General features: G+C 63.3%; 28 protein-coding genes and 1 tRNA gene. 7 read left to right on the top strand and 22 right to left on the bottom strand.

Translation table 11 applies throughout. The annotated features are described in order from the left end of the window. Positions 1 to 230: 230 nt before the first annotated feature. Positions 231 to 2,174, bottom strand: coding sequence for a DUF2207 family protein (locus AB5164_RS05625; protein WP_368142815.1), 1,944 nt, complete (start codon positions 2,172 to 2,174; stop codon positions 231 to 233). Positions 2,175 to 2,747: 573 nt separating this feature from the next. Here AB5164_RS05625 and gluQRS point away from each other — a divergent pair. Continuing rightward, complete coding sequence (gene gluQRS / locus AB5164_RS05620; protein ID WP_368142814.1) at positions 2,748 to 3,692, top strand: tRNA glutamyl-Q(34) synthetase GluQRS; 945 nt, start codon at positions 2,748 to 2,750, stop codon at positions 3,690 to 3,692. Positions 3,693 to 3,707: 15 nt separating this feature from the next. Here gluQRS and AB5164_RS05615 read toward each other — a convergent pair whose 3' ends face one another. The 3 genes from AB5164_RS05615 to AB5164_RS05605 form a co-directional block, all read right to left on the bottom strand. Next, entirely contained in the window at positions 3,708 to 4,193 is a 486-nt protein-coding gene (locus AB5164_RS05615; RefSeq protein WP_368142813.1) for a hypothetical protein, read from the bottom strand. After that, on the bottom strand, positions 4,169 to 4,432 hold the full coding sequence (locus AB5164_RS05610; RefSeq protein ID WP_368142812.1) for a metallophosphoesterase: 264 nt from the start codon (positions 4,430 to 4,432) through the stop codon (positions 4,169 to 4,171). Before AB5164_RS05610 ends, AB5164_RS05615 begins: the two co-directional genes overlap by 25 nt. Positions 4,433 to 4,517: 85 nt before the next feature. Then, positions 4,518 to 4,757: a hypothetical protein gene (locus AB5164_RS05605; RefSeq protein ID WP_196033640.1), complete on the bottom strand. Its 240-nt coding sequence runs from the start codon at positions 4,755 to 4,757 to the stop codon at positions 4,518 to 4,520. Between the two features lie 334 nt (positions 4,758 to 5,091). On the opposite strand from AB5164_RS05605, the gene AB5164_RS05600 reads away from it, so the two are divergent. Genes AB5164_RS05600 through AB5164_RS05590 form a run of 3 tightly spaced genes read left to right on the top strand, consistent with a single transcriptional unit; the run spans position 5,092 to position 7,712 of the window. After that, positions 5,092 to 5,634 carry a UBA domain-containing protein gene (locus AB5164_RS05600; RefSeq protein ID WP_117847868.1) on the top strand — a complete coding sequence of 181 codons (543 nt, stop codon included), beginning with the start codon at positions 5,092 to 5,094 and terminating at the stop codon, positions 5,632 to 5,634. A 19-nt stretch (positions 5,635 to 5,653) separates the two neighbouring features. Beyond that, the gene (locus tag AB5164_RS05595) at positions 5,654 to 6,433 is read left to right on the top strand and encodes a response regulator transcription factor (protein WP_368142811.1); all 780 of its coding nucleotides are present in this window, start codon (positions 5,654 to 5,656) and stop codon (positions 6,431 to 6,433) included. Then, positions 6,417 to 7,712: a sensor histidine kinase gene (locus AB5164_RS05590; protein ID WP_368142810.1), complete on the top strand. Its 1,296-nt coding sequence runs from the start codon at positions 6,417 to 6,419 to the stop codon at positions 7,710 to 7,712. Before AB5164_RS05595 ends, AB5164_RS05590 begins: the two co-directional genes overlap by 17 nt. A gap of 74 nt (positions 7,713 to 7,786) precedes the next feature. Here AB5164_RS05590 and AB5164_RS05585 read toward each other — a convergent pair whose 3' ends face one another. Then, the gene (locus AB5164_RS05585) at positions 7,787 to 8,161 is read right to left on the bottom strand and encodes a VOC family protein (RefSeq protein WP_368142809.1); all 375 of its coding nucleotides are present in this window, start codon (positions 8,159 to 8,161) and stop codon (positions 7,787 to 7,789) included. A gap of 11 nt (positions 8,162 to 8,172) precedes the next feature. After that, the gene (locus AB5164_RS05580) at positions 8,173 to 8,460 is read right to left on the bottom strand and encodes a PTS sugar transporter subunit IIB (protein ID WP_006235903.1); all 288 of its coding nucleotides are present in this window, start codon (positions 8,458 to 8,460) and stop codon (positions 8,173 to 8,175) included. Positions 8,461 to 8,623: 163 nt separating this feature from the next. Between AB5164_RS05580 and AB5164_RS05575 the strand changes: the two genes are divergently transcribed. Continuing rightward, on the top strand, positions 8,624 to 9,247 hold the full coding sequence (locus tag AB5164_RS05575; RefSeq protein ID WP_006235902.1) for a hypothetical protein: 624 nt from the start codon (positions 8,624 to 8,626) through the stop codon (positions 9,245 to 9,247). A gap of 31 nt (positions 9,248 to 9,278) precedes the next feature. Next, a tRNA-Leu gene (locus AB5164_RS05570) sits at positions 9,279 to 9,363 on the top strand. A gap of 345 nt (positions 9,364 to 9,708) precedes the next feature. On the opposite strand, the gene AB5164_RS05565 is transcribed toward AB5164_RS05570, so the two are convergent. From AB5164_RS05565 to larC2, 6 genes are all read right to left on the bottom strand, one after another. Beyond that, entirely contained in the window at positions 9,709 to 10,710 is a 1,002-nt protein-coding gene (locus AB5164_RS05565) for a Ppx/GppA phosphatase family protein (RefSeq protein WP_368140493.1), read from the bottom strand. Positions 10,711 to 10,730: 20 nt separating this feature from the next. Then, positions 10,731 to 11,489, bottom strand: coding sequence for an FtsB family cell division protein (locus AB5164_RS05560; RefSeq protein WP_347496666.1), 759 nt, complete (start codon positions 11,487 to 11,489; stop codon positions 10,731 to 10,733). 195 nt (positions 11,490 to 11,684) lie between these two features. After that, on the bottom strand, positions 11,685 to 12,974 hold the full coding sequence (gene eno, locus AB5164_RS05555) for a phosphopyruvate hydratase (protein WP_117564903.1): 1,290 nt from the start codon (positions 12,972 to 12,974) through the stop codon (positions 11,685 to 11,687). Positions 12,975 to 13,163: 189 nt separating this feature from the next. Continuing rightward, positions 13,164 to 14,024, bottom strand: a complete 861-nt coding sequence (gene mazG, locus AB5164_RS05550; protein ID WP_368142808.1) for a nucleoside triphosphate pyrophosphohydrolase — start codon at positions 14,022 to 14,024, stop codon at positions 13,164 to 13,166. Between the two features lie 2 nt (positions 14,025 to 14,026). Further along, entirely contained in the window at positions 14,027 to 14,575 is a 549-nt protein-coding gene (yfcE, locus tag AB5164_RS05545) for a phosphodiesterase (protein ID WP_368142806.1), read from the bottom strand. A 73-nt stretch (positions 14,576 to 14,648) separates the two neighbouring features. Continuing rightward, the gene (gene larC2, locus AB5164_RS05540; RefSeq protein ID WP_368142804.1) at positions 14,649 to 15,134 is read right to left on the bottom strand and encodes a nickel pincer cofactor biosynthesis protein LarC2; all 486 of its coding nucleotides are present in this window, start codon (positions 15,132 to 15,134) and stop codon (positions 14,649 to 14,651) included. A 340-nt stretch (positions 15,135 to 15,474) separates the two neighbouring features. Here larC2 and AB5164_RS05535 point away from each other — a divergent pair, with 340 nt between their 5' ends. Then, positions 15,475 to 16,386 (top strand): PHP domain-containing protein, encoded by a 912-nt coding sequence (locus tag AB5164_RS05535; RefSeq protein ID WP_368142803.1) that lies wholly within the window; start codon positions 15,475 to 15,477, stop codon positions 16,384 to 16,386. A 27-nt stretch (positions 16,387 to 16,413) separates the two neighbouring features. Here AB5164_RS05535 and hisE read toward each other — a convergent pair whose 3' ends face one another. The 10 genes from hisE to AB5164_RS05485 form a co-directional block, all read right to left on the bottom strand. Next, positions 16,414 to 16,731 (bottom strand): phosphoribosyl-ATP diphosphatase, encoded by a 318-nt coding sequence (hisE, locus tag AB5164_RS05530; protein ID WP_006235893.1) that lies wholly within the window; start codon positions 16,729 to 16,731, stop codon positions 16,414 to 16,416. 46 nt (positions 16,732 to 16,777) lie between these two features. Further along, positions 16,778 to 17,098: a phosphoribosyl-AMP cyclohydrolase gene (hisI, locus tag AB5164_RS05525; protein ID WP_438265618.1), complete on the bottom strand. Its 321-nt coding sequence runs from the start codon at positions 17,096 to 17,098 to the stop codon at positions 16,778 to 16,780. 9 nt (positions 17,099 to 17,107) lie between these two features. Further along, complete coding sequence (hisF, locus tag AB5164_RS05520) at positions 17,108 to 17,890, bottom strand: imidazole glycerol phosphate synthase subunit HisF (RefSeq protein WP_117769949.1); 783 nt, start codon at positions 17,888 to 17,890, stop codon at positions 17,108 to 17,110. 3 nt (positions 17,891 to 17,893) lie between these two features. After that, the gene (locus tag AB5164_RS05515) at positions 17,894 to 18,637 is read right to left on the bottom strand and encodes a 1-(5-phosphoribosyl)-5-[(5-phosphoribosylamino)methylideneamino]imidazole-4-carboxamide isomerase (protein ID WP_349088191.1); all 744 of its coding nucleotides are present in this window, start codon (positions 18,635 to 18,637) and stop codon (positions 17,894 to 17,896) included. Next, positions 18,634 to 19,335: an imidazole glycerol phosphate synthase subunit HisH gene (gene hisH, locus AB5164_RS05510; RefSeq protein ID WP_368142802.1), complete on the bottom strand. Its 702-nt coding sequence runs from the start codon at positions 19,333 to 19,335 to the stop codon at positions 18,634 to 18,636. The genes AB5164_RS05515 and hisH overlap by 4 nt, the downstream gene beginning before the upstream one ends. Positions 19,336 to 19,413: 78 nt before the next feature. Further along, the gene (gene hisB, locus AB5164_RS05505) at positions 19,414 to 20,001 is read right to left on the bottom strand and encodes an imidazoleglycerol-phosphate dehydratase HisB (RefSeq protein ID WP_368142801.1); all 588 of its coding nucleotides are present in this window, start codon (positions 19,999 to 20,001) and stop codon (positions 19,414 to 19,416) included. Continuing rightward, on the bottom strand, positions 20,002 to 21,117 hold the full coding sequence (hisC, locus tag AB5164_RS05500) for a histidinol-phosphate transaminase (RefSeq protein ID WP_368142800.1): 1,116 nt from the start codon (positions 21,115 to 21,117) through the stop codon (positions 20,002 to 20,004). A 1-nt stretch (position 21,118) separates the two neighbouring features. Beyond that, positions 21,119 to 22,558 carry a histidinol dehydrogenase gene (hisD, locus tag AB5164_RS05495; protein WP_368147880.1) on the bottom strand — a complete coding sequence of 480 codons (1,440 nt, stop codon included), beginning with the start codon at positions 22,556 to 22,558 and terminating at the stop codon, positions 21,119 to 21,121. A 105-nt stretch (positions 22,559 to 22,663) separates the two neighbouring features. Next, positions 22,664 to 24,379, bottom strand: coding sequence for an ATP phosphoribosyltransferase (gene hisG, locus AB5164_RS05490; RefSeq protein ID WP_316365374.1), 1,716 nt, complete (start codon positions 24,377 to 24,379; stop codon positions 22,664 to 22,666). A gap of 169 nt (positions 24,380 to 24,548) precedes the next feature. Beyond that, entirely contained in the window at positions 24,549 to 25,385 is an 837-nt protein-coding gene (locus AB5164_RS05485; RefSeq protein WP_316365372.1) for a sugar phosphate isomerase/epimerase family protein, read from the bottom strand. Positions 25,386 to 25,535 lie beyond the last annotated feature (150 nt).

The following is a 25,535-nucleotide window of genomic DNA, read 5'->3' as shown; positions in this document are numbered from 1 at the left end:
CGGCCTAATCCGCGGTCTTTCATGCAGCAGGGGCTCTCAATGTTTTTATGTCCTGCTCATATCGTCTGTGCCGGCACCCCGGGACACTCCTTGGCAGCAACCGCACCTAGTCGTTGGGAACGTTCTTAAATGACTAGTTGCTGGGGACAGTCTTCGTAGGTAGCGCGTAAAAAGGGGATGGGCTTTCCCCGACGGCTGTCGAGAAAAGCCCATCCCATAATTTAGGACCGCTAGAACGTTCCGCCGCCGCCTCCGCCGACGCCGCCACCACCGCCGCCAGAGAAGCCGCCGCCGCTGCCGCCGCTCGAGCTATCGGAGCTCGAAGCCAGCTCGCGGATGGTCTCGTGATACACGTCATCGAATGAATCGAGCGGGGACTCGGTACCGTAATGATGGTAGTACCACCAGTAGCAGGGGTAGTTGTCGTAGAAATCGTCGCTGTTGCGCAGGTCCGCAGGCACGGCCTCGGCAAGCTGACGCAGCACTTCCTTGGAAACACCCAGCGCCACGCCCATCACCAGCAGCTTGTTCCACAGCACCAGATCGCCCGGGACGGCTTCCTTTAGACGAGTGAAGTCCTCGAGCCAATGCTTAAGTGCCTTGCAGCGAGCCGCCACCTCGGCGCCCTCCGGCGTAAAGCGGCGAAACGTAAGGCCCACGCCGATACCCACCAGCACAATCGGCACCGAGATAACCGCGGCGGTGATGTTCGCCTGTGCGCCATCGGTAAAGAAAATGGATCCCACGGGAACAAAGGCAATCAGGATACCAAGAACCAGGCAAAACACCATTGCAACAATGCCGTCCGAGGCAACGTACTCGCTATCGGCCAGCTTGCCCTTAACGGTGTTCTGATAGTCCTCGAGCTTGTCGCCCACGGGTGTAGCGTGCTGCTTGACGTAGTGCTGCAGCTCGTCGAACGTGCGCGAGCGATCGCCGTTCTCGTCAGGCTTAGTACCGGCAAAGAAGACCTTGAGCACCATGCGGTCAATGCCCTTGGCCGACTTCCAGCCCGCACCACTCACCGTCACGCGATACGTCTGCTCTTCTTTTTCACGCCCCAACAGGCCTTTCTTGGCCTTGGTCACGGTCGCCCGCTCCAGCTTGATCACACGGTCGTCAGTGAGCTTCATGAGCGTGGCGATATATGCCTGATCGGGCACCTCGTTCCAGCTCATGAGGGCCGAAAGCACGGCGGGATGGTCGGTCGAAGGCACATCGCGGAAATACTCGTCCTGGAAAAGCGGTTTGGGCTTGCGGCGGCGCAACTTGAGCACAACGACTGTGCCGGTAAAGGCCACCGCCGCGACAACACTTAGCACGGCAAGTACATTGGCAATCATACGAGCGTGAGCGCGGCGGGCGTTAGCTTCATCGGCCCATTCCTTCTCTTCGCCCAGGATCGTTGACATGCGCTCTTCGCCCGAGGCGGCAAGCTGCGGCACCCAGTCGCTGGGGAAGGCGATGCGCGCCTCGGCGAATTCGCCCTGATGCACGCAGGGAATGGTATAGGTGACCATGGGTTCGTCCACATCGAGCGACACGTCGCCCGTCAGCGGGCCGTGGCCCCATGCGCGGAAGTTATCGCCCTTGACGGCCGCCGTCCCGGCAGCGGCATTTGCGAAGCGCACTTCCATCTCGACGTCATCGGAATCCGCGGACCAGCCGTCGCCCACGAATTTCCAATAGAGCTCGGCGGTATCGGCCCAGTTCATGACCGCACCGGTCATGGTGTAGCTCACGTAATAGATTGCGCTATCGCCGCTCTCGTGGGGGCTGAACACCTTGATCTTTACGCCGTCACCGGTCTGCTCGACCGTATAGACGCCAGAGTCGCCCTTGTTCGCGCTATCGACTTTGTTAAACGTGGTGTCCTCTTCCTCGACACTCAGCACATCGACGCCCGCCGTGCCGCCCTGCTGGTTGGCGCCCGTATTGATCTCCCAAAACACGCCGTTGATGCCGTCGTCGAAATCAAACTGGCGTCCCTCGACAACGGTCAGCGATCCATCGGCCTCAACCGTGGCACTGATATAGGTCTGGGTCATGGAATAACCGTCGGCGTGTGCGGCGGCGGGCAGTAGCAGCAATGCAAGCGCGACGAGTGCGCAGACGGAAGCAAATCGCGCAAACGGGCGGCGCTGCCGGCTGACTTTGGCGGCGAGGGTGTTCATAGGCACATCCTTTGTCTGTAAAACCAACAGCGCCATTGTCCCACGTTTGCGGGTACGCATGACGAACATCTAGGCGACCGGAGCGCCAAACGGGATGAAAGTCACACCCGCACCCCAACAGCCAGTCATTGGGGACGTTCTTAAATGACCAGTCATTAGGGACACCCTTGGCATGGCCTGCGCCAGCAATAGATACCACTTCACAGCTCCGTCACAGGTGTAGCGGCTTTGTGTGGGCGCGGCATGCGCTGACTGAGCCGCCAGCCGAGGGGCATAAAGCAGTTGAGCGAAAACGGTTTGCCCCTTTGCCGTTCGCTCGAGGATCATGTCCCCCTTTTCCGCGGAAACCCCGGCAGTTGCGAAGAGCTGCCGGGGTTTCTGTCGTTTGAGGGGTTGGGCTGGCGGGCGGCGATCGAGCTGTCGAGCCGGTGGTCCGGCACGCGCAACGCGCGGCCTCGGCAACTTGCAGGCCACGGCAGCGTCTCCCCCACCGCGCCCCGCGCTATACTCGTCCGCATGGATATCAACGCACGCAACATAGCAACACACGCCGCGGACGCACCAGCAACGGCAGTGCCCACCCCCGTCGTGGGCCGCTTTGCCCCGTCGCCCTCGGGCCGCATGCACTTGGGCAACGTGTTCAGCTGCCTGTGCGCATGGCTTTCGGCCCGCAGCCAGGGCGGCAGCATCGTGTTGCGTATCGAGGACCTGGACGATCGCTGCAAGCGCCCCGAGCTTGCCGCTCAACTGATTGACGACCTGGCCTGGCTGGGGCTCGAGTGGGACGAAGGCCCCTACTACCAGCACGATCGCCTGGATCTGTACGAGGACGCCCTGCGCCAGCTGCAAGACGCCGGCCTCACCTATCCCTGTTTTTGCACGCGTGCCGAACTCCACGCCGCGAGCGCGCCGCACGCCAGCGACGGCACGCCCATCTACCGCGGCGCCTGCCGAGGCCTTTCTGCCGAGGAGGTTGCCCGCCGCAGCATCCTGCGCGCTCCGGCCACGCGCCTGCGCGTGCCCACCGTCGACGACCTCGCGGGCGACGTGATCGAATTCGTAGACCGCACGTACGGAGCCCAATGCGAGGCACTCGCCACCGAGTGCGGCGACTTTTTGGTGCGCCGCAGCGACGGCGTGTTTGCCTATCAGCTGGCCGTGGTGGTCGACGACGCTGCCATGGGCGTCACCGAGATCGTACGCGGATGCGACCTGCTTGGTTCCACGCCGCGCCAGATCTACCTGCAACATCTGCTGGGACTTCCCACGCCGCGCTACGCGCACATTCCACTGCTCATGTCGCCGGACGGCCGCCGCCTATCCAAGCGAGACCGCGACCTGGACCTGGGCGAACTACGTGCACGCTTTGGCACGCCCGAGGCGCTGCTGGGATGGCTCGCCGGGCAAACAGGCATCGCGCCGGACGCCACACCGCGCTCTGCCGAGCAGCTGGTCGAGCACTTTAGCTGGGACGTCATCCGCGCGCATCGGGAGAACATCACTGTAACGGTCGAGTAGCCAGCCACCCCGCCTCTACGCAACATCCCAGGGCTGGAGTTCGTCGCCCAAGCGAACGATGCAGTCGTAGAGCACGGTGTGACGCTCGGCCGGGTTGGTATCCCGATGAAAATGCCCGTAGTACCAGCGCTTGTAGTCCAAGCGGTCTTCCAGCTCATCGAAAAATGCCGTAAGCCGATCAACGGAGGGGCAATTCCAGCCGGACGCTGGATAAAGCGTGGACGAAAGCATGCGCGTAGAGCAGGTGTGAGTGATCACGTAGTCGACCGTCCAGCCCACGCTGTCGAGCTTTGCCCGCGCCTCCTCAAAGTTGCGCTCGTCCGGCAGCTCCTGCGGCCACCAGCTGGAATACGGAATGCGGTATTCCTTGTCCACGCTCGTGGCGCCGCCCATGGTAAAGACCGTTGAGCCGTCGAGCTCAAAAACCTCGCCGCGCGTCAGGCGCCGTATGGGCGAGGTATCCGACAGGCGCTGCGTCAGCCCACCGTGCCACAACTCCATGGGCGTTCCGCCCAGTGATCGAAACGCTCGTGGTTGCCGTCGACAAACAGCACGGTGTAGGGGCGCGACTCCAGCCAAGCAATATCGGCACATTCCTCGGTAGAAAAGTCCCAGGGAAAGCCAAAGTCGCCCGCGATGATGAGATAGTCGTCGCTCGCCAGGCTATCCCCAAGCTCCCAATCGCGGAGCTTTTGCATGTCAGCGCCGCCATGAATATCGCCTGTTACATAGACCGTCATCGGATTACCACTTCCCTGTAAGTCGCTAGCCCACATTCTGCACGATCACTAAGCCAACCGTTCCAGCCCTTCCATCCCTTAGGGCTTACCCTTCGTTCTTCCATCCAAACGGGTCAAGCACCCAAAAAACCAGATCGAGCACGCCGCCGGTCATCATGGCGCCGGCAAGGGCCATGCAAACGTGCAGAGAACTGGCACTTCGGAGCACGTCGAATGGCCCCAGAACAGCCAGCAGCGCGACCGCTGCGCCGGCAAGGCACAACGCGAGGCACGGCCCCGCGTCCTTGACGCACTTCTTTGCGAGATGCTTGGTGTTATCGCTCATTGGTATCGAACTCCTTAGAGGGTCGTTGTTTGGGTACATGCCGCCGCGGCAGAGCAGGGCGGCAGGGTAAGTGTCCCATGCCGTGCGGACATCAATGGAGAAACCGCCTGCTCGACCAACCTTTGACGCCGTTTTGCACCGGCACCCCATCCCCCGCTATCGAGGTCTAATACTTTTCCCACCGCTACCCAAAAACTCATCCAACATTAATCTTGGCTCAAGAATCGCTTAATCTATAACCTGCACTATAGAGTTCGAACAAGGGGCGGGGCGGCGCCGCGCAACGCAGGCCGCCGAACGCAACGCTCGCGCCCATCGAACGAAAGGACAGGTCATGGACGACCTCGAAAAAGTTGAAACCATCCGCACCAAGTGCAACGTGAGCTACACCGATGCCAAGGCCGCGCTCGACGCCGCCGACGGCAACGTTTTGGACGCCATCATTTGGCTCGAGTCGCAGGGCAAGACGCAGACCACATCGGCGCACGCCGCCACCGAGTCCGCGCCGGTCGATGAGCCCTCGGCCGAGATGGTCGCCGCGCAGGCAGCCTACGAGAAGTCGAGCGAAAAGACCGACTTCTCCAAGAAGATGGACAGCGTGTGGGAGTACCTCAAAAAGCTCTTCCGCCTGAGCCTGGACACCAAGTTTATCGCCACGCGCCGCGATGCGATCATCCTCAACATTCCCATCCTGATCCCCATCATCGCCCTGTTTGCCTGGGGCGCCACGATATGGCTGATGCTGATTGGCCTGTTCTTTGGCATGCGTTACCGTATCGACAGCGACGGAGACGTGCCCGGCAGCATCAACAATCTTATGAATCACGCCGCCGACGCCGCGGACGACATCAAGCAAAATCTCAACGACGACAAGTAATCGCAGACGGGGGGCACGTATGGCACGGATCCTGATCGTAGAGGACGAGGAGAAAATCGCCCGCTTTGTGACGCTCGAGCTGGAGCACGAGGGCTACCGGGTGGAACATGCCGCCGACGGCCGCACCGCCGTGGACCTGGCACTGGAGCGCGACTACGATCTGATTCTGCTCGATGTGCTGTTGCCTCAGCTCAGCGGCATGGAGGTGCTGCGACGCGTCCGCAAGCACAAGGATGTGCCGGTGATTATGGTCACCGCGCGCGATGCCGTGATGGACAAGGTGGCCGGGCTCGATGCCGGCGCCGACGATTACCTGACCAAGCCGTTTGCGATTGAGGAGCTGTTCGCACGGATCCGCGTGGCGTTGAAGCGCTCGGAGGCCGTGCGGGCGGCTTCGGGCGTTGGCGGCATCGGGACGGGCGCGGCAGGCGGCACGGGTGTCGGCGCCACTGCGATGCCCCCGGTCAGTGACTCGACCCAGGTTTCCGCCTCGCTCTCCCCCGCCACGCTCGCCGTGGGCTCGGTTGCGCTCGACCCCGACCGCCGCGAAGTCACGGTCGGCGGCTCGCCCATTGCGCTCACGGCCCGCGAGTTCGATGTCCTCGCCCTGCTTATGGCGCATGCCGAGACCGTGCTCACGCGCGAACGCATCGCGCACGAAGCGCTGGGCTACGAATACATGGGCGACACCAACAACGTCGACGTGCACATCGCGCATCTACGCGCCAAGATCGAGGACGCCGGCGGCGCCCGCATCATCCAAACCGTGCGCGGGGTGGGCTATGTCTGCCGCGCGTAACGCCGAGGCCAAGCGCGTCACCTCCATCGCCCGCGCCATCAACTGGAGCTATATGTGGCGCCGCCTGATGAGCTACGTTTGGCTCGACCTGCTGCTAGTAATGATTGTGGCGGCGATCCTTGTCTATGGATACAACCAGACGCTGCCCAACGGCGCGTTTACCGCAGGATGGATCCCCAGCGCCACCGTTCGCGGCATGACGCTGACGCCCGCGCGCGGCTGGGACCTGACAACGCTCGCCTATACCGTCGAGCTTGCGCGTACCACCAAGACTTTCCCCCTCGCGCAGGACCTCGTCACGCTATGGCCTCTCTACCTTGTCGTTGTGGGTTGGCAGGTCATCAGCGTGCTCAACATGCTCGGCGGCGCCCGCCGCGTGCGCCGCACCATGGCGCCGCTCAACGATCTGGCCCTGCGCGTGGACGAACTCGGCCGCATGCAACTCGCCGGCGGCAAAATGGAAACACTGGAGCAGGCCATCGAGCGCGCAAGCGTCGACTCGCCGAGCGTCACCACCGGCGACGCCGACCTGGCAAGCATCGAGGTCGCACTCAACCGCCTGCTGCGCCAGATGCAAGAGGCCAAGCTGCAGCAGATGCGCTTTGTCAACGACGCGAGCCACGAGCTGCGCACGCCCATCGCGGTGATTCAGGGCTACGTGAACATGCTCGACCGCTGGGGTAAGGACGACCCGGACGTGCTGGCGGAATCCATCGCGTCCCTTAAAGCAGAAAGCGAGCACATGCAAGAGCTTGTGGAGCAGCTGCTGTTTTTGGCGCGCGGCGATGCCGGGCGCACGGTCCTGCGGCGCGCGCATACCAACTTGGCTGCACTGGTCAGCGAGGTATGCGAAGAATCGCAGATGATCGATACCGAGCACACGTATCGGCTGGCTTCTGACGCTGCGCTTGCCAGCGACCCGCGCTGCGACGCGCCCGTCGACGTGGCGCTCGTGAAGCAGGCTCTGCGCGTGATCGTGCAAAACGCCGCCAAGTACTCGGATGCGGGAACGACCGTCACATTTGGCATAACGCCAGATGCGGGCGCGGGCACGATCGACATAAGTGTTGAGGACGAGGGCATCGGCATGAACCAGGAATCCGCAGCTCACGCGTTCGAGCGGTTCTACCGTGCCGACAACGCGCGCGATGCCGGCGCACAGGGTTCGGGTCTGGGGCTTGCGATCGCCAAGTGGATCGTCGACAGCCACGGCGGCGTCATCGGTGTGACCTCGGTCGAAGGGGTCGGCAGCCGCTTTACGATTCGCCTGCCACGATAGGAAGCCCCTCGGCATAAAAAAGGGATAAGGCCATGCGGCCCCATCCCTTTTTGCTAGCTATAGCAGCCTGTGCGCTACTCGCGGCACAGATGCACGGCAAAGCCGGCGAACTCGCGCTTAAAGTACACGAGCTTGGTGCCGCCGTCGGGCAGCAGCACGCGCGACTCCTCGTTGACCTCGAGCCCGCGCTCGGCAAACCACTTCTCAGCTGCATCGATGTCGTTAACGGCAAAGCCGATGTGGCCTTTGGTGCCACGACCGTTCTGCTTCATGATCTCGACCAGCGAATCGTTGAAGTACGAAACCGGGGTCTCGATGACGGGCAGGCCCATCATCGTCGAGAACAGCTCCGCGATCTCCAGGGCGCCTGCCGGGTCGGTGGCGTTAATGCCCACATGGGCAACGCGCATGCCAAAGAGCTCTACCGGGTTGGCGTTCTGCTCACTCATGCAGTCAGCGCCTACTGAGCCATGACGTCGAGAACGGCCTTCTCGGCAGCGACGCGGTTCATGCCAGTCATGAAGGGCACGCCGCTCACGTACGGGCAGGTGAGGCCCTCGGGGGCAACGGTGGTGGCGATCAGCAGGTCGGCGCCCTCGTCGCAGTAATCCTTGGCCTCGGAGATGGCGCACTGCACGATCTCGTACTTGTCGGCATAACCGTTGGCGTCGAGCAGAGTAGCGACCTTCTGGGCAACGAGCGTGGAAGTAGCAGCGCCAGCACCGCAAGCCAAAACGATCTTCTTCATAGGTAATGTCTCCCTTCATGGTTTACTTTAGGTAAGTGTACCGCAGCGAGCGATGGCACTCGGCCTCGATGAGCTTTTATGCCAGTTTGCTTGCGCGCTGCGTATAATACATCTAGTACGTGTTGTCATACCGCTCGCTTTATGAGCGACTAAGGACCCTAATATGCCCGATTCCCGCACCCTCTGGACCGCCGTCGTTATCATCTGCATCGCCGTGTCGGTGTTCTTTAGCGTCAAAAAACGCACCACGTTTAAGCGCCTGCAGCAGCTTATGGCTGCCAAGCAGTGGGACGAGTTCGATCGTTTGCTCGACGGCAAACTCACCAGCATGCTGTACCCACGCTACAACCGCGACTACCTGCGTCTGAACTCCTATCTGCTGCGCGAGGACCACGAGCGCGCCAGCGAGATGTTCGACCTACTGCTGGGACTCAACCTCCCCAAGATGCAGCGCGTCGACTTGGTGATTAAGGCCTTTAACTACTATGTTGGCCAGGAGGACCGCAAAAAGTCCAAAGAGCTGTTGCACGAGATCAAGGGCTTTGAGGGCGGTCAGGCCGAGGCAGTTGCGCACGAGTGTCAGCTGATGTACGACACGATGATCCTCAAGCGCCACAACGACATTCCCGAGCTGGAGCGCATGCTCGAGGATGTCGGCGACGACCCGGTCAAGCGCTGCCGCTTGGAGTACCTGCTAGCCCTGCAGTACCAGAACAAGGGCGACGAAGCCAAGTTCCAGGAGTTCCTGGAGAAGTCGGGCCAACACTCGATGGCCGTCAACGCGTAACGGACGGCTTGTGCTAGACTTCTAGTCTCACGGGGGCGTGGCGGAATTGGCATACGCAGGAGACTTAAAATCTCTCGCCGCAAGGATTGTGGGTTCGAGTCCCACCGCCCCTACCATATGGAGCTTTCGAGCCCGTGTTCCTCAGGGATGCGGGCTCGCTTCTTTTAGATGCCGGTGGGACTCGAACCCGCGAGGGGGCGAGCGTTAAGCGGACGCGCAGCGTCCGAAGCGAGCCGGCGAGGGCGCCGACAGGCGGCCGAAGCCGGTGCGTATTTGCGCAGCAAATGCGCGGACGTCCCACCGCCCCTACCATATGGAGCTTTCGAGCCCGTGTCCCCAAGGGATGCGGGCTCGTTTCTTTTACACGCCGGTGGGGCTCTAAGTTGCGGTGGAATAGTTCCTGTTTATACCGTTTACCAGCTTATTTAGGAACTATTTCACCGCAACTCAGAGGAAGACGGTTAAAGAGCACTCAGGCTCGGGGTCCAGGCGATGGTGGGAGTCGCGCCGTCGAGAACCTCGTTGATGGTGGCGGCCATGCCAGCAAGCAGGCTGTTCTCGCTTACGGTGAGCGTCTTGTAGCCGCCGGCACGCATGAGCTCGCGGATCACCACGGCGCCGGCCAGAATCACGCCCGCGCGCTTGGGCTGCACGCCCGGCAACGCGGCAATGCCTGCAACATCCAACGCAGACATGCGCTCGATAGCGGCCGAAATCTGCTCCATCGAAAGCTCGCGCAGGTGCACAAAGTTCGAGTCGTACGGCTCCAGCTCGTGGACCAGCGCCACGAGCGTGGTAACGGTACCGCCCACCGCGACCAAGCGCTCGGCGCGCTCAAAATCGCTCGGCAGGCTCTCAAAGTAAGCCTCGAACTGCTCGTCCGCCCAGTCGGCAGCGGCAGCAAGCTCGCCGTCCGAAGGCGGCAACGCCGAGAAGAAACGCTCCGTCACGCGACGGCAACCGATGTCCAGTGAGCGCGTTCCCTCCAGCGCAAAGACCCCGCGCTCAGGCGCATAGACGCCCGTCGCGAGCTCCGTGGAGCCACCGCCCGAATCGGCGACGATGATGCGCTCGCCAGCAAAGTCGTGTGCCACGCCAAAAAACGTCAGGCGCGCCTCGACCTCGCCCGGAATCACCTGCGGTTCGAGCCCCAGATCGCGCAGACCGTCCAGCAGCAGCGCGGCATTGGACGCATCGCGCGCGGCACTCGTGCAGGTGGTGCAGACGCACGCGGCCCCAAAGGTACGGGCTTCGTCCACAAACATGCGGCACGCAGCGAGCACGCGCTCAACGGCCGCCTCGCAAAAGCGCCCCGTCGCGTCCACGCCCTCGCCCAAGTCGGTGATCTCGGTATGCTTGGACGATTCCACGATCGCCCCGGCCTCGACCTGCGCCAACACCAGTCGCGACGACACCGTTCCCAGGTCAATCGCGGCCACCTTATATCGTTTGCAATTTGTCATTGCGGGCTCCCCTCTGGGCGCTACTCGCCGCTGGACGCGACCGTCTGGCCTTCGACGCCGCTAAAACCAAACAGCATGTCGAGCGTCTGAATGTACCACGGCGCGTCCTTGCCGACTTCCTCAATCTCCTTGGCCACTTCGCTGGCCTTCTTGGCGTTTGAGGACTTTTTGCTCGACGACGAATCCGAATCCTCGTCCAGACCCTGTACTTCAATCCTCTTTTCGCCGGGCATCACCATGCCCAGTTCCCGTGCCCGATCCTTAATGCCCTCTTCCGAGAGCCACTTGTCAGTGTCTTTTTTCATCTCATCTCTGTATTGCTCGCGAATCTCGACCTGCTTGGCCAAGATGTCGTTCGAGCGTTTTGCAACGTACAGGTCGCGCACGGGGAAATACAGGCTCACGAGCGCCAGAGTCACCACGATACCGATAAACAGCGGACGCAGAGAGCCATGCGTAAAGTCATAGATTGCCTTGACCACCGCGTTGTCGTTGGCGTAGTGCATAAAGTCCGAGCCCGAAAGACGGTTCGAGGGCCTGCTCGACCTATCGTGCGTTTGAGCCGATGAGCGCTGAGCATGCGACGAACGTGCCGGGCGCACCGGTCCATCTGACGAAGTATTCACATGAGCATTGGGGCGCGAGGTACTTGTCGGGCGCTGCGTGGAGCGGTCGGCGCCGGCGTAGACGGACCCACCGAGCTGCACCGTGCGCGCACGGCGAGGCGACGGCTCACGCGAACCGGCGGAATAGTACCTGTTGTCGTAAATCTGATCCATGTGCGCCTTGTGCGGTTGAGGTTTGTTTGCGCTAAGTATTCTAGTTATAGCACGAGCGCGCGCACCGCCTTCGCCAGCCTTTGCTCGACATAAAAAAGGCGCTGAGCCGTATGGCCCAGCGCCCATAGCGCTTTGCGGCATCCAGCCAAGGCGAGGCGAAACCGAGTCAGCCTCCCCCTCGCCAAATTCGCCCGTTTAGCGAATGTTGTAGAACGCGGCCTTGCCGGCGTAGCGCGCGCTGCCCTCGAGCTCGTCCTCGATGCGGATGAGCTGGTTGTACTTGGCGATGCGATCGCTGCGGCACGGGGCGCCCGACTTGATCTGGCCGGCGTTGACGCCCACGACCAGGTCGGCGATCGTGGAGTCCTCGGTCTCGCCGGAACGGTGGCTCACGATGCAAGCGTAACCGGCCTCCTTGGCGGTCTCGATGGCCTCGAGCGACTCGGTGAGCGTGCCGATCTGGTTGACCTTGACCAGGATCGCGTTGGCGGCACCCAGCTCGATGCCCTTCTTGAGGCGCTCGGTGTTGGTGACGAACAGGTCGTCGCCTACGAGCTGCACCTTATTGCCAATGCGGCGGGTAAGCTCGACCCAGCCGTCCCAGTCCTCCTCGGCCATACCGTCCTCGATGGAGATGATGGGATAGGTGTCGACGAGCTTCTCCCAGTAATCGACCATCTGGGCGCTCGTGTACTCAACGCCCTCGCCCTTGAGCTCGTACATACCAGTCTCGGCGTTGTAGAACTCGGTGGACGCCGGATCCATGGCGTACATGAAGTCGACGCCGGGCTTAAAGCCAGCCTTCTCGACGGCCTTGGTGATGTACTCGAACGGCTCGGCATTGGTCTTAAGGTTGGGGGCAAAGCCGCCCTCGTCGCCCACGCCGCCGCCCAGGCCGGCCTCGTGCAGCACGCCCTTGAGGGTGTGGTAGACCTCGGCGCACCAGCGCAGGCCCTCGGCAAAGCTCGGAGCACCCACGGGCATGATCATGAACTCCTGGAAGTCAACGTTATTGTCGGCATGCACGCCGCCGTTGAGGATGTTCATCATAGGTGTGGGCAGCAGATGAGCGTTGACGCCGCCCAGGTACTGGTACAGCGACAGGCCCGCCGACTCGGCGGCGGCGCGGGCAACGGCCAGCGACACGCCCAGGATGGCATTGGCACCGAGCTTGGTCTTGTTGGGGGTACCGTCCGCGGCGATTAGCGCGGCATCGACGGCGCGCTGGTCGAAGGCGTCGAGGCCCACGACGGCGTTAGCGCACTCGTTGTTGACGTGCTCGACGGCCTGCGAAACGCCCTTGCCCAGGTAGCGGCCCTTGTCGCCATCGCGCAGCTCGCAGGCTTCAAAGGCGCCGGTCGAAGCACCCGAAGGCACCATTGCGCGGCCAAAGCTGCCGTCCTCGAGCACGACCTCGACCTCGACGGTGGGATTGCCGCGGCTGTCGAGCACCTCGCGACCGTAGACGTCCAAAATATCGCTCATGTTGTCTCCCTCTCACTTGGAAACGTAGTGGATGCAAGCGACCGGCTGACCGTGCACCATCGGTGCGTCTCCGTAAGTTAGCCATGTCGCACTTTTTGCATTATGCCCTAAGTTAGCCGAGGGATACACTTGTTTTTCGAAAAATTTAGCGGGAACGATGAGGCGTGTCAGCCCGTCGTTCCCGCAGTCTTACTCCTCCGCCTTTGCGGCATCCCACAGGTCGTTGAGGCCGTGGGTCGAAAGCTCGGCAAGATCCACGTGGGCGTCGGACGCCATCTGCTCCATCGCGGCCCAGCGACGGCGGAACTTTGCTGTGCTGGCACGAAGGGCGCTCTCGGCGTCAATGCCCTCCTTGCGCGCGACGTTGACCAAGGCAAAGAGCAGGTCGCCAAACTCCATTTCGCGCTCGGGCGAGCCAGGGGCCTCGGCCTCAAACTCGGCACGCTCCTCGGCGACCTCGTCCCACACATCCTGGACCGTCTCCCACTCAAAGCCCACAGCAGCTGCCTTGCGCGAGACCTTCTGAGCCTGCATCAGCGCCGGCAGATGCGTGGGCACGCCATCGAGCAGGCCCTCGGGCGTGGCCTCACCCGCCGCCACGGCCTTGTCCTTGGCAGCCCTCTCGGCAAGCTTGACCTCGTCCCAAATCTTGAGCACCTCTTCGGAGCTGTCGGCATCCGCATCGCCAAACACGTGCGGGTGGCGACGAATGAGCTTGGCGTCGATATCGCGCGCCACGTCGGCCAGTGTAAACTCGCCGGCGTCGGCCGCAATCTGCGCATGCAGCACGACCTGCATGAGCACGTCGCCCAGCTCCTCGCGTAGGTGAACCGCGTCGTCCGCCTCGATGCAGTCGAGCGCCTCGTAGGCCTCCTCGATCATGTTCTTGCCAATGCTGCGGTGCGTCTGCTCACGGTCCCACGGGCAGCCATCGGGCTGACGCAGACGCCAGATGGTCTGCACCAGATGCTGCAGCTCGGTCGACGCGTCTACCAGCGTGGACAGATCGCGCGAGCCCTCGGCATTTTGCTGAGCCATGTGCTGCGCCATGGCTACTCCTCCTCCATGACCACGTGGCGGAACGCGCCGCCCTCGTAGATGCCGTAGCTGTGCGAGCCGTCCTTGGGGATGCTCACGCTACCGGGGTTGAAGAGCCACAGGCCCGGGTGCGCGGCGCTTTCCTCGTTGGCCTTGATGTGCGTGTGGCCGTAGACGAGCGCTGAGCCCTCGGGCAACGCGGGCGCGTGGTCGACGCTGTTGTGCATGCCGGCGCCAAAGACGTGGCCGTGCGTCAGGAACAGCTCGCGGCCGGTCTCGTCGAACAGCGTAGCGTAGTCGGCCATAACGGGAAAGTCGAGGACCATCTGGTCGACCTCGGCGTCGCAGTTGCCGCGCACCGCGATGATGCGGTCGGCTAGGGCGTTGAGCAGCGGAATCACGCGCTTGGGAGCATAGTCGCGCGGCAGGTCGTTACGCGGGCCATGGTAGAGCAGGTCGCCCAGCAGCACAATGCGGTCGGGCTGCTCGGATTCGATGGCAGTGCACAGGCGCTCGGCCCAGTATGCCGAGCCGTGGATGTCGGAAGCGATGAGGCATTTCATGGGGAGTCCTTTCGGAGTGGGGTTGATGGGAGCTGAATACGGGGTCCGGCGGATGTGGGGCCCATCTACCGTGTTACTCGAATCGCAGCGCCGCGCTCTGAGCCGCCTGCATCACGCGTTGGAGCGGCACGTCATGTTCGCGGGCAAGACGGGCGCAATCCTCGTACTCGGGCGCTGCACGCTCGCTGCCGTCGGGCAGGGTGGCCACTTTAACGGACACCTCGCCCCATGGCGTCGTTACGCGCTCAAAGCGGCGTGGCAGGCAAACGCGCTCCATGACCTGGCGACGAATGCCGTTGGTCGTGGTTTCCAAAAAGATAATCGTCTGCAGGCGCTCGATATCCTCGTGAGCACAGATTACCTGTAGCTGCCAGCTGGGGCGGCCTTTCTTGCAATAGAGGGGCAGCCAATGCACCTCGCGCGCACCCGCCCCGCGCAGACGGTCGGCGGCGTAGGCGAGCACCTCGGGCGACGCATCGTCGATGTCGCATTCCAGCTTGACGATGGTCTCGGGCGCATCGGTCTCGCGAGACAGCGGAGATGTGCTATCGCATTGCATACGGTCCGGATCCTTTCCGCGCGGGCTCGTTTTGTCCACCCAAACGCTAGCACATCGCAGGCGGCGCAGGGGCGGCGTCATGGGATAGGTGCGACTTTTGCTGGGCGCAAGTGCTGGCGCGCTCCAACGCCGGCCCGCTCCATTCAAACGTGTACGTCAGCCTCCAAACATGTCATTTTTTGCAGCTTTTGGAGGCTGATGCACATGTTTTGAGAGCGCAAGCGAGGCCGCACCGCGCGCCGCGCAGCCTTTCCAATCGATTTCGACCCCCGGCGTGCCCGGCGTGTTGAGAGCTGCGCCATTACAATGGAGCGGATTCGCTTGACGCAAAGGAGCCGCCATGTCTGCTTGCCCGCTGATCGATTGCCATACCCACACCTCGTTCTCGGACGGTCATGCCTCGTTTGAGGACAACGTTCGCGCCGCTGCTGCGGCCAGCTGCCGCGTCATGGTCTCAACCGACCATCTCACCCTGCCCGCCAGCATGGATGCCAACTGCGAAGTGCAGGTTACTGAGGGCGACCTGCCGGCACATCGTCTGGCTTTTGAGGATGCTCGCAAGCTTGCCGCGCAGATCGCGCCGGAGCTCGAGCTTATCTATGGCTTTGAATGCGATTGGTACGAGGGCTGCGAGCCTTTGGTCGAGCGCTGGTCCCGAGGCGCCGTCGTGCGCCTGGGCAGCGTGCATTGGATTGGTAACCCAGGCGATATTGCGGCAGGTGCTGCGGGCACGGCGGGGACGGAGGACGTCGCTCGTCCCGATACGCCCGATTCGCGCTGCGGCTGGATCGACGATGACACCAACCTGCACGTTTGGGAAAACCTGGGGGTACGCGGCGTGTGGGAGCGCTACGTCGACGACTGGTGCCGCGCCTGCGAGAGCCCGCTCAACTTTGATGTAATGGCTCACCCCGACCTGGTCATGCGCTTTTCGAAAGAGGGCTTTGCGCCCGACTTTGACCCCGCGCCGTTCTGGGGGCAGATGGCAGAGTGTGCACACGACGCGGGCCGCCGCGTTGAGGTCTCGACCGCTGCGCCGCGCAAGGGACTCGACGACTACTATCCCACGACCGGATTGCTGCATTGCTTCGCCCACGCCGAGGTGCCGATCACTTTTGGCTCGGACGCACACCGCGCCTGCGACATTTGCTGGAACATCCGTGAGGCCCAGGCACACGCCTACGACTGTGGCTACCGAACCTTCGACGTCCCCCACCCCACCGGCGAATGGGAATCCACACCCCTCGCCTAACTAGTCGTTTAAGAACGTCCCCAATGACTAGTGGCGGCGGGCGTTGAGTTCGCCGGCCAGCTCGTCGAGGGTAATGCCGTAGCGCTCGAGCGTCACGAGCAGGTGGTAGACCAGGTCGCCGGCCTCGTAGCGAATGTGGTCGTGGTCGTTGTCCTTGCAGGCCATGATCACCTCGCTCGCTTCCTCGGCGAGCTTCTTGAGCAGCTCATCCTCGACGTCGGTCAGCAGGCGAGCGGTATAGCTTTCCTGCGGCGACGCGTCGCGGCGACCATGAATCACCTCGGCCAGTCCCGTCAGCGTCTCGCCGATATTTCCATCCTGAACATTCGCGGTGCGCACACCCATGGTTCAATCCTTTCTGGTTGGCCAAGCGCCTGGTCGCGCGCCCGCCCTACGCGAGTTTCTTAAAGAAGCAGGTACGGTTGCCGGTGTGGCAAGCCGGACCCGGCGAGTCGACCTTGACCAGCAGCGTATCGCTATCGCAGTCGGCCCAGAGCTCCTTGACCTCCTGCATGTTGCCGCTCGTCGCGCCCTTGTTCCAGAGCTCCTGACGGCTGCGGCTCCAAAACCACGTGGTACCGGTCTTGAGCGTCAGCCCCACCGACTCCTCGTTCATCCAAGCAACCATAAGCACCTCGCCGGTGTCATACTGCTGAACCACACAAGGAATCAGCCCCCTGGCGTCGTATTTGAGCTCGGACGCAGTTGTCACTTGCTCCATTTAAAAATCCAATCTCACGGGAATTCCCTGCGATGCCATATACTCCTTCACCTGGCGAATGCTGAAGGTTCCAAAGTGAAAGACGCTCGCCGCCAGCACGGCATCGGCCTCGCCCTCGATCACGCCCTCGGCAAAATGCTCGAGCGTGCCCACGCCGCCGCTCGCGATGACGGGAATCGGCACCGCGCGCGCCACAGCACGGGTGAGCGCCAGGTCAAAGCCGGCCTTGGTGCCGTCGCGATCCATGCTGGTGAGCAAGATCTCGCCGGCGCCGCGACGAGCCGCCTCCTCGGCCCACGCCACCGCGTCGATGCCCGTGGCGTTGCGGCCGCCCGCCGTGAAGACCTCCCACTTGTCGGCACCGGATGCGCCGGGCAGGCCCACGCGCTTGGCATCGATCGCCACGACCACGGCCTGGCTACCAAACGCCGCGGCAGCCTGGCTAATCAGCGACGGGTCGCGCACGGCGGCAGAGTTGAGCGACACCTTGTCAGCACCGGCTGCAACCATGGTGCGCATGCCCGCCAGGTCGCGAAAGCCGCCGCCCACGGTATAGGGAATGGCGAGCTCCTCGGCCGCGTGCGCCGCCATCTCGATAGTCGTCGCGCGGTTGTCGCTCGTGGCGGTAATGTCCAGGAAGACGACCTCGTCCGCACCCTCACGGTCGTAGGCACGCGCCAGCTCCACCGGATCGCCCGCATCGCGCAGGCTCACGAAGTTGACGCCCTTGACCACGCGGCCGTCCTTAACATCCAGACAGGGAATCACACGCTTGGTAAGCATGGGCTACTCCTCCCCTCGGGCGGCGGTCAGCGCCTGTACCAGCGTAAAGTTGCCCTCGTAGAGCGCGCGACCGGTAATGGCACCTTCAATCGCGCCCTCACCCACTGCGGCCAGCGCGCGGATGTCGTCGAGCGTCGAGATGCCACCCGATGCCACGACGGGAAAGCCCGCGACCTCGGCCACATGGCGATACGCCGCCACATCGATGCCCGTCTGCATGCCATCGCGCGCAATGTCGGTATACACCAGATGCTTAAAACCCAGCTCGGAAAGCTGCGCCACGGCGTCGTCGAGCGCCACGCCCGCACCGTCACGCCAGCCATTCACCTTGACCTGGCCGTCGCGTGCGGCAATATCTGCCACCAACAGCTCGCCAAAGCCTTGGGCCGCCACCTCGGCAAAACCCGGCTCGGTCACGAGCACCGTGCCTAGTGCGATGCGGCGCGCACCGTAGCCGGCCAACTCGTCGATGCGCGCGAGCGAGCGGACGCCGCCGCCCACGTCCACGGACAGACCGTTGACGCCGCAGATGGCCTTAATCGCCGCCGAGTTGGCAGCGCATGTGTCCTCGTCCTCGCCAAAGGCAGCGGACAGGTCGACGACGTGCACCCAGCTTGCGCCCTGCTCGGCAAACGAGCGAGCAACGGCCACGGGGTCGTCGGAATATACCTTGCAGCGACTCCGGTCGCCGCGCTCCAGGCGCACGACCTTGCCGCCGATCAGATCGATTGCGGGAAACAGGATCATCGGCCGGCCTCCTCGACGATGTTGACGAAGTTCTTAAGGATGCACTGACCCAGCGCGGAGGATTTCTCGGGATGGAACTGGCAGCCCCACACGTTGCCATGGCGCACGATGCACGGGAAGCTCCGCGTATAGTGCGTGCGCGCCAGCACATCGGCGGCATCGGCGTCGTCGGCCACCGCATAACTGTGGGTGAAGTACATGTTGGCGCCCTCGGCAAAACCGGTAAGCAGCGGATCAGCCGCACCGGCGGACGTCATGTGCACCTGGTCCCAGCCCACGTGCGGCACCTTCAGGCGGCTCGACTCCAGGCGCGTGCACGAGCCGCGCATAATACTCAGGCCATCGACCCAGGGACCGTCAGCCTGCTTGGGAGCGTTTCCGTCCGCGACCGTGCCCTCATCCGCCGGCACGCCCTCGTCGCCGCGCTCAAAAAACAGCTGAAGGCCTAGGCAGATGCCGAGCAGCGGAGTTCCGGCCGCAACGGCGTCGAGCACCGCGTCCGCCTCGCCGCTCTCGCGCATAAAGGCAATCGCATCGTAGAACGCGCCCACGCCCGGGATGACCAGGCCGTCGGCGTTGCGGATCTGCTCCGGATCGTCCGACGTGCAGGCGGCGGCACCGGCGCGCGCAAGCCCGCGCACGACGCTCGACAAGTTGCCCTTGTGGTAATCGACCACCACAATCTTCGGTTCGCCCACGCGACCCTCCACTTCTCATCATCCAAAACCACCGCAAAGGGGACAGGCACCTTCGTGGTGGTTTTACCCTTGTGACGGTTACAGCGAGCCCTTGGTGCTGGGAATGCCCTGCACGCGGGGGTCCAGCTCGCAGGCGCGGCGCATCGTGCGGCCCACGGCCTTAAAGGCGGCCTCGATAATGTGATGCGAGTTGCCGCCCACCAGCTCGCGCACGTGCAGCGTGAGCTTGGCATCGCGCGCAAAGGCGTAGAAGAACTCGACGGCCAGCTCGGTATCGAAGCTGCCCACGCGCTCAGTCGGCACGGGCAGCTCGCAGTAGGCCTGCCCGCGGCCCGAAATATCAACAGCAGCCATCACAAGCGTCTCGTCCATGGCGATCGCCGCGTCGGCAAAGCGCGTAATGCCCGCCTTGTCGCCCAGCGCCTGGCAAAACGCCTCGCCCAGCACAATGCCCGTGTCCTCGACGGTGTGATGCGCATCGACCTCGACGTCGCCCACCGCGTGCACCGTCAGATCGAACAGACCATGGCGGCCAAAGGCGTTGAGCATGTGGTCGAAAAACGGCACGCCGGTCGAGATATCGCACACGCCGCTTCCGTCCAGGTCGAGCTTTACGACAATGTCGGTCTCCCCCGTCTTGCGGGTCACCTCGGCATAGCGGTCCATCTACATCTCCTCCTTCACCAGCTCGGCAAACGCTGCCAGCACCTCGTCGTTTTCCTGCGGGGTGCCCACGGTAATGCGCAGGCAGTCCGCGAGCCCCGGCGCGTAGCTAAAGTCGCGCACCAAAATTGAATACTCGTCGCGCAGGCGCTCGCGCACGCGCGTGGCATGCGGCGTGCGCACGAGCACAAAGTTCGCCGCGCTCGGCCACGCCTCCACGGGCAAGCCCTCGGCAGCCATCACGCGCAGAGCGGCCAGCTCGCGCTCACGCTCGGATGCGACCTGCGCCACCACAGGTGCGTAGGCATCGCGGGCACGCACGCAGGCAAGTGCTGCCGCCTGGCTCAGCACGTTGACCGAATAGATCTGGCGAATCGCCGCGAACACGTCGATGACCTCGGGCGCCGCGATCACATAGCCCAGGCGCGTGCCGGCGGCGCCGAACGCCTTGGACAGTGTATGCAGAATCGCCAGGTTGGGATGCTCGGCGATAAGCCCCTGCGCCGTGGTGGCCGCGCCAAACGAATCGTCGGCAAACTCCACGTAGGCCTCGTCGACCATCACCATGCCGGGGCAGGCATCGCACAGAGCCGCAACAAAGTCGAGCGGCGCCACGTCACCCGTGGGATTATTGGGCGAGGTCACGATCGCCAGATTGCACTCGGGAGCCGCCGCAAGCACCGCCGCCTGGTCGAGCTCAAAGGTCGCCGGGTCGCGCCACACGTCGCGCACCTCGGTCTGGCACAGCGACGCAAAGAACGCATACTCGCTAAAGCACGGCGGGCAGTTGAGCAGGGTCCGCCCCGCGCCGCCAAACGCCAGCAAGTAGTTATAGAGCAGCTCGTCACCGCCGTTGCCCACGCAGATATTCTCGCGCGTCACGCCATGCCAAGCGGCAAGCTCGTCGCGCAGGTCGTTGGACATGGGGTCGGGATAACGGCTGAGCGGCGTGGCAGCCAGGGCTGCATCGATTGCCTCGCGCACGCCGGCCGGCACGGGATAGGTGTTCTCGTTGGCCGAAAGATTGATGCGCGTAGGCGTAAAGTTGGGATCATAGGGCTCGATGCCGGCCAGGTAGGGCTGGACGAGTTCCTTCATGCGCGGCGTGAGTTCGGCCATGTTAGGCCTCCTCGCCGGTCGCGCCAGCGCCATCCGCGCCCGCAGCCGCCGCCAGGTCCACGCCCTCAGCAACCGTCGCCACGGCGTCGCCCGGCCAGGCGACCTTGGTCAGGTCGGCCGCGGCCAGAGACTCGGCACTCACGGCATCCTCGCCCTGCTCCAGCACGCGGCGGCGCAGTGCGGCCGAAAGCGCGTGCGCCCACAGGCCCTCGGCCTCGGCCAGGCGCTGTGTGGCGGGAGCGTCGGAGAGCAGACCCTCAGGCGTATAGCAAATGACACTCGAGCGCTTAACGAACTCTTCGACCGAAAGCGGGTTGGAGAACATGGCCGTGCCGCCGGTCGGCAGTGTGTGGTTGGGGCCGGCAACATAATCGCCAAGCGGCTCGGAGCTCCAGGCGCCTACAAAGATGGCGCCAGCGTTGCGAATGCCGCCAAGCAGGCCCATCGCATCCTTGCAGTGCAGCTCCAGGTGCTCGGGCGCCACAGTGTTCACGGCCTCGACGGCGGCAGCCATGTCGGCGGCCACCACGATGGTGCCCTCGTTATCGAGCGAGGCACGCGTGATCTCGGCACGCGGCGACTGCGCCACCAGAATGTCGATGCCGGCCTCGACCTCGCGCGCAAACTGCTCGTCGCAAGTCACCAGATAGCAGGCTGCCAGCGGATCGTGCTCGGCCTGGGCCATCAGGTCTGCCGCGACCACCATGGGCTTGGCCGTGGCATCGACCAGCACGCAGACCTCGGACGGGCCGGCGACCATGTCGATTCCCACATCGCCTGAGACAATCTGCTTGGCAGCGGCAACAAAAGCGTTGCCCGGACCAGTGATTTTATCGACACACGGAATGGTCTCGGTACCGTACGCCAGCGCGGCCACGGCCTGAGCGCCGCCCACCATATAGATTTCGTCCACGCCGCCGAGTTTTGCCGCGGCGAGCGTGTAGGGGCTGATCAGGCCGTCCTTTTGCGGCGGCGTCACCATGACCACGCGCTTGACGCCGGCCACCTTGGCGGGAATGGCATTCATGAGCACCGTGGAGGGATACTGCGCGCGACCGCCCGGCACATAGATGCCGGCCGCCGCGAGCGGGGTCACCTTAACGCCGAGCATCGTGCCGTCCGGGCGCGTGGTAAACCAGCTCTGCTCGACCTCGCGCTGGTGGAACTCGCGAATCTGGCGTGCGGCCTTCTCGAGCGCGGCAACAAAGGCCGGATCAAGACCTTCGAGCGCGGCATCGATCTGCTCTTGCGGCAAGCGGAAGCTCTGCAGCTCGACACCGTCAAAACGCTGACAGTAATCGCGCACCGCGGCATCGCCGTTGGCACGCACGTTGGCCACGATATCGCGGGCGGCGTCGACGATGTTTTGCGGCAGCACACCCTTGCGGTTGAGCTGGTTGGTAACGAGGCGCTCACCGGGAGCAAGCTTGATGGTCTTCATATCGGTATCCCCTATCGGTCGAGGTTGTGTTCGAAAAACGAGCGACTGGGCAGCGGCGCCAGTCGGCCCGCAGCCCAGACACTGGGGCGCCCGTGCGCGCTCGCGCTATTGTGCCGAGCCCGCGACGGGCTCAAAATGCTTGTCCTTCACGGCAGCCGCCAGGCGATCGGCCAGGTTGCGAACGCGCGGATCCAAGCGCGCGGCACCTGGGTTGACGAAGAAGCGGGCCGTGCAGTCCATAATGCGGCCGGTGATGACCAGGTCGTTGTCGCGCAACGTGGCACCCGTGGCGGTAATGTCCACGATGCGGTCGGTCATGCCGACGATGGGGCCCAGCTCAATATTGCCGTGCAGCGAAACGATGTCGGCATTCACGCCGCGCTCGGCATACCAGGCGCTCGCGATGCGCGGGTATTTGGTGGCCACGCGAAGCGACCCGCGACGGACGTAGTTGCGCTCGGCCTGACCGGCGCGCCATGCGGGCTCCGCCTCAATGAAAGTGCACAGGCCGTAGCCCAGATCGACCAGCTGCAGTAGGTTGAGGTCTGCCTCGATAAGCGAGTCCCAGCCGCAGATGCCGCAGTCGGCGCCGCCGCAGCCCACAAAGGCAGGCGCGTCGCTGGGGCGCACAATGACAAACTCGATATCTCCGACCGCGCCCTCGCCGGCACGCGTGTCGCGGCCGCGCACAATCAGGTGACGACCGGGGTCGCGCAGCTCGGAGACGTCCAGGCCCGCGGCCTCGAGCACGTCGAGCGTGTCGGCCTTAAGCGAGCCCTTGGGCACGGCAATGCACAGCGGACCCTCGGCGCCACGGCCCACGGCATGGTCACCATCGGAAGCGGCATCCTCGGCCGAGGTGCGCGCGGCCTCCAGGCGCTCGAGCGAAAAGGCGAAGCCCGCCGCCGGCACCTCGACGCCGTCGCCGAACGCGCCGGTAAAGATGGAGTCGTAGCGACCGCCCGAGCCCACCGGATCGGGCAGGCCGCCGGCATAGGCCTTAAAGACCAGACCCGTGTAGTAATCGAAAGAGTTCATGATGGAGAAGTCGAAGGACAGCACCTGGGCGTCCTCGGGAGCCAGGCCCTCGACCAGGGCACGCAGCTCGCGCGTGAGCGGCGCAACAATGCCCGCCGCCGCCAGCAGCGCGTCGACGCGGTCGAGCACCTCGGCACCACCGTGCAGGCGCGGCAGCTCGCTAATGGCGGCCTTGACGGCCTCGGGCTCGGTGCTTTTCGCCACGCGGGCATCGAGGCCCACGAAGTCGTTGGCGTGCACACAACGCAATACCTCGGCAGCCAGCTCGCGATCTTCACACGCCGCAAGCAGTTCCTTAAACGGACGCACACTGCCCGCGATAATGCGCGCACCGGGAAGTGCCAGCTTGCGCACGGCCTCGGCGACCAGTGAGACAATCTCGACATCGCCCGCGGTGTCGCCCGCGCCGATGAGCTCAAAACCCAGTTGCGTAAACTGACGCGAGCCACCGGCATTGCGCTGACACTCGCGAACCACCGGCGCCTCATAGCGCAGGCGCAGCGGCAGATCGGCCGCGCGCATGCGAGTCGAAACCAGACGAACGATCGGCAGCGTGTTGTCGGGACGGACCACCAGCAGGCGACCGTCGTCATCAAAGAGCTTAAACGGCGTGTCCGCAATGCGACCGCCCTCCTCAAGCGACCCCTTGTCCTCGAGCAGCGGCGTCTCGACCGGCAGGTAATGATGCTCCCTGAAGCAGCCCTTCACCGTCAGTGCAATCTCCTCGCGCGCCTGAGCCTCCTCGGGCAATATGTCCCGGAATCCCCACGGTGTGGCCGTCATCTGGTGAGCCTCCTCATGCTGTGTTTCATATAGAACAGAAGACCGGCATAGCTCCGCCGGTCTTCTGGGTACTTTAGCATACTAGAGTGTTTGCGGGGAAAATCCGTCGCAGCCGCTCACACCGTATTCATTTGGAAACATAGGGCAGATTGCCGCAGCCCAACCCCACCTAGGCGCCAATCGCACGACGATACTCTGCCATTACCTGCGCATCGGCAGCTGCGGGGTCGGCGAAATAGCGCCAGTCATAGGTCTCGGCCGAAACAACTCCGCGATAGCCGCGCGCCACCAGCCTATCTAGGTCGGCGCGCATATCGCGGTCGCCGTCACCCCAGGCAAGATGCGTCGTGCCATCTGCCGCAACATCGACAAAATGCACATGGGCGACATCATCGCCAAGTAGATCGAAATAATCGTCGATGGTATCCCCCGCCACCGCCATAGCGCCCATATCCAGACACGCCTTAAGTGCCGGATGATCAACTGCCTCGATCATGCGCTTCGTGTCGGTCGCCGAGTTCACGATTATCGACTCAACCGGCTGTAGGGCCTCGAGCACCAGCCGCACGCCGCGCTCTCCCGCATGCTCGGCAATCGCACGCAGCATCGAGGAGCTGCGACCCCACGCGTCCTCGATCGGCTCGTTCAAAAATGCCCAGCCGCTCGAAACCATGACCTGCTCGGCTCCAAGTTCCTCCGCAATATCTACAACGTTCTTAAAGTACGCGAGTGTGCGGGCACGCGCCTCATTCCCGCGCGCCGCGATATTCCACGGCTTGGGGTTGTTCTGTTCGGGACAAAGCCCCACAATCCGAATCCCATACCGCTGTGACAGCTCCCGCACCTGCTCGAGCGAATCGTATCCATGGCAATCGACATACAGATGCATCGCCCCGGTCCAAAGCTCGCAACACGTATAGCCCGAGGCCGCTGCCGAAGAAAAGAATTCCTCAAGGTCAAAATAACGATGGCTGATATTCATGACGGCAAGCAGGGGGTAGCTCATAATTACTCTCCAACCTAAACGAGGCCCCGTTCCATATAGGAGCGGGGCCCAATTACACAAACGTTATTTGCTCTTAGTAGTCGAACTGGTGATAGTAGCGACGATACTTGAGGTTGTGCTTGGTGACCGTCTCGTAGTAGCGAGCCAGGC

The organism is Collinsella aerofaciens (assembly GCF_040915425.1).
Classification (GTDB): Bacteria; Actinomycetota; Coriobacteriia; order Coriobacteriales; family Coriobacteriaceae; genus Collinsella; species Collinsella aerofaciens_BW.
Note: the sequence above shows the minus strand (reverse complement) of the source record. Positions and strands in the feature narration are given on the sequence as shown.